Genomic DNA, 5,755 nt, shown 5'->3' on the forward strand with positions numbered 1-5,755 from the left:
CTCAAGGAGCGACCGGAGGGAGCGAGTAGGGAGGGGATACAGCGTCCCCAGAAATCTCCGATTTCTGGTGTGCGAACGAATCGCGGAGCGATTCGTCCACGCCGTCATCGTTTTACTTTCGCTACACGGCATGGCCTTACTACCCCTCCGGCCTACGGTGGTAGTATGATGCTCGCCACGCTTCCGACAGTGTTCAAGCGCGACAAGAAGCGCGCACCGTCGGTTGTGGCCGAGTGTCCATTCGGTAGGAGTGGGACACTCCGAACCACCTGTGAAGGGAAGTCGCCTGTGGAGTCTGGAATCCCTATGCCCACGTCGGGTATAAATTCTGACACAGAAACAGGAAGCCCTGTCCTCAACAAGCGAGGGGCGGGGAGCCCCGAGCGCGGTAGGTCAGGGTAGTTCACTAGGCGACCACATTCTCGTGGTCACGTGACCGTGCTCCTCCCTCCATGCTACGAAAACGCACGCATTGTATTTTATTATCTGTGAACTTGAATAGTAGCATAAAGATGTCGTCGGAAACCGACAACAAGTAGAATCTAATGGTGGTGTCCACTAGAACGGGGTGTGCCGGTGGACCTGACCGCGGCGGACGAGGCGATTCTCGACAGATTGGCCGACGGTCGGTGTACTGTCGGCTATCTCGCAGGCGAGACAGAGTACTCTCGCCAGCACGTCCACAACAGGCTGAACGTGTTACCCGCGGCGGAGTATGTCGACAAGGTCCACGATCCGACCGGGCTGTATGCGTTACAAACCGATCCGAGACAGTCCGGCTAACGATCGAGAGTTGCCGGTGGCGCTCACCGCTCGAACCAGCACGAACGCTTTTCTAAGTGGCTTCCGGGATGGGAGTAAGATGGCAGGTGAAGACGCGTCATCGGTCGAAGCCGAGAGTGCCGACGACCTGCTCAACCGGATGACGGACGCGTTCATGGGTTTAGACGAGGACTGGCGATTCACCTACCTGAACGAGCAGGCCCGGCGCGTAACCTGTGAGGCCATGGGCGCAGACCTCACCATGGCAGAGCTACAGGGCCGGACGATGTGGGACGCGCTTCCAGAGCTACGGGGAACCACGTTTGAGGAGAGGTACCGTGAGGCGATGACGACGCAGTCGACGGTATCGTTCGAGGCCGAGTACGAACCCCTCGGGGCGTGGTTCGAGGTCAACGCCTACCCTTCCGAGTCGGGGCTCTCCGTGTACTTCGAGGACGTGACAGAACAGCGTCAGCGTCGGAGAGAGTTGGAAACACGCAAAACGGTCCTTCGGGAGATGCACGATGTTATCTCGGATCAGGAGCTCTCGTTCGAGGGCCGCGTCGAGGAGTTACTGGCCATCGGGTGTCGGGAACTCGACACCGAGTACGGGACCCTCTCCCGGGTCCGGGACGACGAGTACGTGTTCTCCGTCGTCCAAGCGCCCGACGATACGCTGGAGGCAGGCGACGTGGTGAATCTGGAGGCGACACACTGCGAGCGAGTCGTACTGGACGAGAAGCGTCTCGTCAGCGGCGACGTGGCGGCGGAACACCCGGAACTGACCGACAGCGCCGGCTTCGCCGAGTGGGGTATCAACTGCTATCTGGGGACGCCGGTCGTCGTCGACGGGGAGGTGTACGGGACCTTCTGTTTCTACGATACGGAGGTCAAACCCGGGGCGTTCTCCGAGTGGGAGATTACGCTAGTCGACATCATGGGACAATGGGTCGGGTCGGCGCTGGAGCGCAAACTCGCGGCCGAACGGCTCGGGCGACAGAACGAACGGCTCGAACAGTTCGCGACTATCGTCTCCCACGACCTCCGGAACCCGTTGGGCGTCGCGATGCAGCGACTCGATCTGGTGGCCGTGGAGTGTGAGAGCGAACACCTGGCGGAACTCGAGCGCGCACACGAACGGATGGAGACACTAATCGACGACGTGTTGACCATGACCCGGGTCGGCGAAACCGTCGACGACGTTGCGGACGTGCGGATGACAGCGCTCGCGAACGATGCGTGGGAGAACGTCCGGACCGGCGACGCGTCGCTAAACGTCGACGACGACCTCGTCGTGACGTGTGACCGGAGCCGCCTCCAGCAGTTACTGGAGAACCTGTTCCGGAACAGTGTCGAACACGGTTCCACGAACGGTCGGACACGGGCCGGCGGCGCCGTCGAACAGGGGAGCGACGTGGACGGAGACAGAGACGGAGATGGAGATGGAGATGGAGACGGGGGCGTGTCGGTCCAGGTCGCGAAACTACCCGACGGGTTCGTCGTCGCCGACGACGGACCGGGAATTCCCGAGACAGAGCGCGACTCGGTGTTCGAGTTCGGCTACTCTGAGTCCGGTGGGAGCGGCGTCGGCCTCGCTATCGTGGACCAGATCGCGACGGCACACGGCTGGGACGTCACGCTCACCGACGACCGAGACGGTGTCCCCGCGAGTGAAGCGAGTGGGGGCCCAGAAGACGGGCGAGGTGAGTCTGCCGGCGGCGCGCGCTTCGAGTTTCGGACGACGCGGAGTAGCTGACCGGACGCAGACAACCACTGTCGTTCGCGGACAACGGCGGAAAAAAGGTGTACCCGGTTACTCCTCGGCGACGGTGGTGGACACGCTGGTCGTCGGCTGGTCGACCAGTCGGCGTTCGAGGTCGTCGAGGTGGTTCACGACGCTGTGAACGTCGTCCCCGGTGGTGCACGGGGCGACCTGTTCGAGTTCACTGCCGTGGTACTCCGCCAGCCCCATCTTCGGCAGGACCATCGTCGTATGGTCCTGCCCGGTAATCGTCGAGGACTGCTCGTGGGTCTGGTAGAACGATTCGAGGGTCGTGTTGTTGGCCAGCGCCCACTGTTTGAACTCGGCAATCCGGTTCAGAATGAACGCACCCTGGTCGGTTTCGGCGGCTTTGGTCGTCGGGTCGATCTGACGGCCCCAGACTTTCACGTAGAAGTCGGCGATGTAGCCCTCGTCTTCGAGGCGCTGGAGCCGCGTGATTACCTGTTCCTGTCGTGTGCGCGCACCCGGTGGAGAGAGTGTCCGCACGTAGAGTTCGAGTCGTATTGGGTCTGTGTTCGTTGACATTGGAGTCCCCTCCCGTCTGACAGTTGTAAGTCACGCTTCTAAAGTGTTCCTCTAATTGATATAATACAATATGCGACGGCTAGTACCGGTATACTGTCTCGCGACCCCTGTAAGATCATTACAGTTGCAGGACGGTTGAACACGTCTCCGAACGTCCCGGCGCGGACCGGCGCGCAGACGGAGGGTTCTCGGCGAGCGCACCGCTGCCGACGGTCGCCAGGTGCCGAAAAGCACCGCTAAGTTTGATTACCCCAGGCAGTCAAGAGTGTACGGGAGAGTACGATGGACATTGCTGATATCGCGACCAGCGATTATATACAAGTCGACGCTACCGAGCGGTTGGCGAAGGTCCGCTCTATTTTCGAGCGCAAGAACCCTCGGGGTATCATCGTCACGGACGACGGGGCGTACGAGGGAGTGATTGGCCGGCGGCAACTCCTCCAGTCCCACGTGCAAGACGACGCCAAAGCCGAGTCGCTGATGGTCTCGGCCCCACAGGTCGAGCGGACGGACGACGTTCGCGAGGTCGCTCGCGTCCTCGTCGAGGGCGGGACGAAAGTCGCACCCGTGTTCGAGGCCGACCGACTGTGGGGAATCGTCACGACCAACTCGATTCTCGAGGCAGTGTTGGAACACCTCGACGCGCTGACCGTCGTCGACATTTACACGGAGAACGTCGTCACAGTGGCCGAAGACACTCACATCGGGCAGGCGATCAACCTCCTGCGCGAGCACGGAATCTCGCGGGTACCCGTCCTCGACGGGGACGGCCTGCTCTCCGGGATGCTCACCACCCACGATATCGTCGACGTGGTCGTCCGTGACATGGACAAGACCACGCGTGGCGAACGCGCGGGCGGGAACGACCGCATCCTCGACATCCCGGTGTACGACGTGATGTCCAGCCCCGTTGCGACGACCGAGACCGCCGAGTCGGTCCGGTCGGCCGTCAGCCGGATGCTCGAGAACGACTACAGCGGGCTGGTCGTCACCCCCGAGGGCGACGACAGCCAGGTGGTCGGCATCCTCACGAAGACCGACGTGCTCCGGGCGTTGACCTACACCGAAGAGGAACACATGGACGTCCAGATCACCAACATCACGCTGCTGGACACCATCTCGCGGGAAGACATTCGCGTGGACATCGAGAGCGTCGTCGACAAGTACAGCGACATGCAGGTCCGGCACGCCCACGTTCGGTTCCACGAACACAAGGAGAAACTGCGGGGCACACCGCTGATCCAGTGTCAGATACGCCTGCGAACCACCGAGGGCCAGATTGCCGGCTCCGGCGAGGGCTACGGCGCCGAACAGTCGTTCAGCGTCGCGCTGGACAAACTCGAACGCAACGTCCTCGAACTGAAGAACGTGCAATCCGACGAGGAGTACCGCGGCCAGCTGCTCCGGAAACTCGGCCGGTTGTAAGCGACCAGTTCACTGGGCCTGCAGCCAGCGCCACGCCTCGTCCGTGTCTTTCGTGATGGTCCGTTCGACCCGCACGCTCGACACCTGTCCGACGGTCCGATACGTTCGGGCAGCGTCTCCACGGCCGCCCGGGACGTCTCACCGGTGACGAGGGAGCTTCGGTCGGACATGGTACCCTCGACCCCGCCGTCGCAATCGGTCACGCGGTCGTGCGTTTCCACGTGGAGGGCCAGAGACACGCCGACGGCCCGTCACGAGCATCGGTAGCGATGCTCGACCGACCTCAGTTCACGCGGAGCCAGGTTTGGGCTTCCGTCAGGTCCCTGGTGAACAGATGCCCCGTCGGGACGTCCGGGCCATTTCGGCTCATCATGTCGAGTTCGAACTGCGCGATTCTGTCTTTCGGGTAGACGTACGCGCCGTACTGGATGCCAGTCGTGGGGAATCGAGGCGTCCAGTCCTCGCGGAGCCACTCCGTCTGGTCGGGGAAGGCGTCGAACGGGCGGCAGTCGGCGAGAGTTTTCCTCGCCTCCCGGTCTCACTTCGTCTTGAGCCAGTTGTGCGCTTCCTCTGAGCTGTCGGTGAACGCCCGTTCGAGGTCAGTGTGGGGACGTCTGCGTGCGGACATGTCGACGGTCGTCTTCGCCGACCGGGCCGCCGGGTAGATCACCGCGACATACTCCAGTCCGGCGTCGATGGCCTGTGGTTCCCAGTCCTCGACCGTCCAGATCTGGTCCGCCTCATCCATCAGGCCCTGGCTCCGGCTGTCGGTGAGCAGTTTGGTCGCGTCGTGAGCGGCGATAGCATCCAGGGTCCGATTCATCCACTCTCTGTAGGTATCGCCGCCCACGTCCCCGTGCCACTCGACGACGACGGCTTCCAACTGTTCGTCCCACCGGCCCGAACAGACGCCAGGCTCGCTGAACAGCACCTCTGTCATACACACTAACAGGCGCTACAGTGTCTTGTAGTTCACTCATACGAGAAGGGTGGCCGCGGGAAGCGGCCACGATGCCCGAGAATCGGTCGACAGCTGTTCGCGGTCTCTGGGACTGTCCTCAAGCCGCTACACCACAGCACCGACAGCGTGACTCGCCAGCCTCGTCGTCCCATACCAGCGTGCCCTCCTCACAGTTGCGACAGGGTGCGTAGTTCGCTGACGGCGTGTACGGAAGGTCGGTCCCGGTGGACGGGTTCTGCGCTTTGGACATTACAATCAACATATGACCACCAATAACGCATAAAGCTTTGGTATAAGGG

The 5,755-nt window shown here is 62.1% G+C and carries 6 protein-coding genes; 3 read left to right on the forward strand and 3 right to left on the reverse strand.

What is annotated here, in order from left to right:
* Positions 1 to 570 precede the first annotated feature (570 nt).
* Positions 571 to 783, forward strand: coding sequence for a helix-turn-helix domain-containing protein (locus tag Q0964_RS14025; RefSeq protein ID WP_299268753.1), 213 nt, complete (start codon positions 571 to 573; stop codon positions 781 to 783).
* A gap of 79 nt (positions 784 to 862) precedes the next feature.
* Positions 863 to 2,518 carry a sensor histidine kinase gene (locus Q0964_RS14030; protein ID WP_299268755.1) on the forward strand — a complete coding sequence of 552 codons (1,656 nt, stop codon included), beginning with the start codon at positions 863 to 865 and terminating at the stop codon, positions 2,516 to 2,518.
* 57 nt (positions 2,519 to 2,575) lie between these two features.
* On the opposite strand, the gene Q0964_RS14035 is transcribed toward Q0964_RS14030, so the two are convergent.
* Positions 2,576 to 3,070 carry an HTH domain-containing protein gene (locus Q0964_RS14035; RefSeq protein WP_299268757.1) on the reverse strand — a complete coding sequence of 165 codons (495 nt, stop codon included), beginning with the start codon at positions 3,068 to 3,070 and terminating at the stop codon, positions 2,576 to 2,578.
* A 282-nt stretch (positions 3,071 to 3,352) separates the two neighbouring features.
* On the opposite strand from Q0964_RS14035, the gene Q0964_RS14040 reads away from it, so the two are divergent.
* A complete protein-coding gene (locus Q0964_RS14040; RefSeq protein WP_299268759.1) occupies positions 3,353 to 4,495 on the forward strand; it encodes a CBS domain-containing protein in 1,143 nt (380 codons plus the stop codon).
* 538 nt (positions 4,496 to 5,033) lie between these two features.
* Here Q0964_RS14040 and Q0964_RS14045 read toward each other — a convergent pair.
* The gene (locus Q0964_RS14045) at positions 5,034 to 5,435 is read right to left on the reverse strand and encodes an STAS/SEC14 domain-containing protein (protein ID WP_299268760.1); all 402 of its coding nucleotides are present in this window, start codon (positions 5,433 to 5,435) and stop codon (positions 5,034 to 5,036) included.
* A gap of 118 nt (positions 5,436 to 5,553) precedes the next feature.
* A complete protein-coding gene (locus Q0964_RS14050) occupies positions 5,554 to 5,706 on the reverse strand; it encodes a hypothetical protein (protein WP_299268761.1) in 153 nt (50 codons plus the stop codon).
* Positions 5,707 to 5,755: the final 49 nt, after the last annotated feature.

It is taken from the genome of Halorientalis sp. (assembly GCF_028275115.1).
Classification (GTDB): domain Archaea; phylum Halobacteriota; class Halobacteria; order Halobacteriales; family Haloarculaceae; genus Halorientalis.

What these genes read in the sequence shown, in the direction of transcription:
- Q0964_RS14050 (WP_299268761.1), bottom strand. Translation starts at nt 5,706, where the DNA reads ATGTCCAAAGCGCAGAACCCGTCCACCGGGACCGACCTTCCGTACACG.
- Q0964_RS14030 (WP_299268755.1), top strand. Translation starts at nt 863, where the DNA reads ATGGCAGGTGAAGACGCGTCATCGGTCGAAGCCGAGAGTGCCGACGAC.
- Q0964_RS14045 (WP_299268760.1), bottom strand. Translation starts at nt 5,435, where the DNA reads ATGACAGAGGTGCTGTTCAGCGAGCCTGGCGTCTGTTCGGGCCGGTGG.
- Q0964_RS14035 (WP_299268757.1), bottom strand. Translation starts at nt 3,070, where the DNA reads ATGTCAACGAACACAGACCCAATACGACTCGAACTCTACGTGCGGACA.
- Q0964_RS14040 (WP_299268759.1), top strand. Translation starts at nt 3,353, where the DNA reads ATGGACATTGCTGATATCGCGACCAGCGATTATATACAAGTCGACGCT.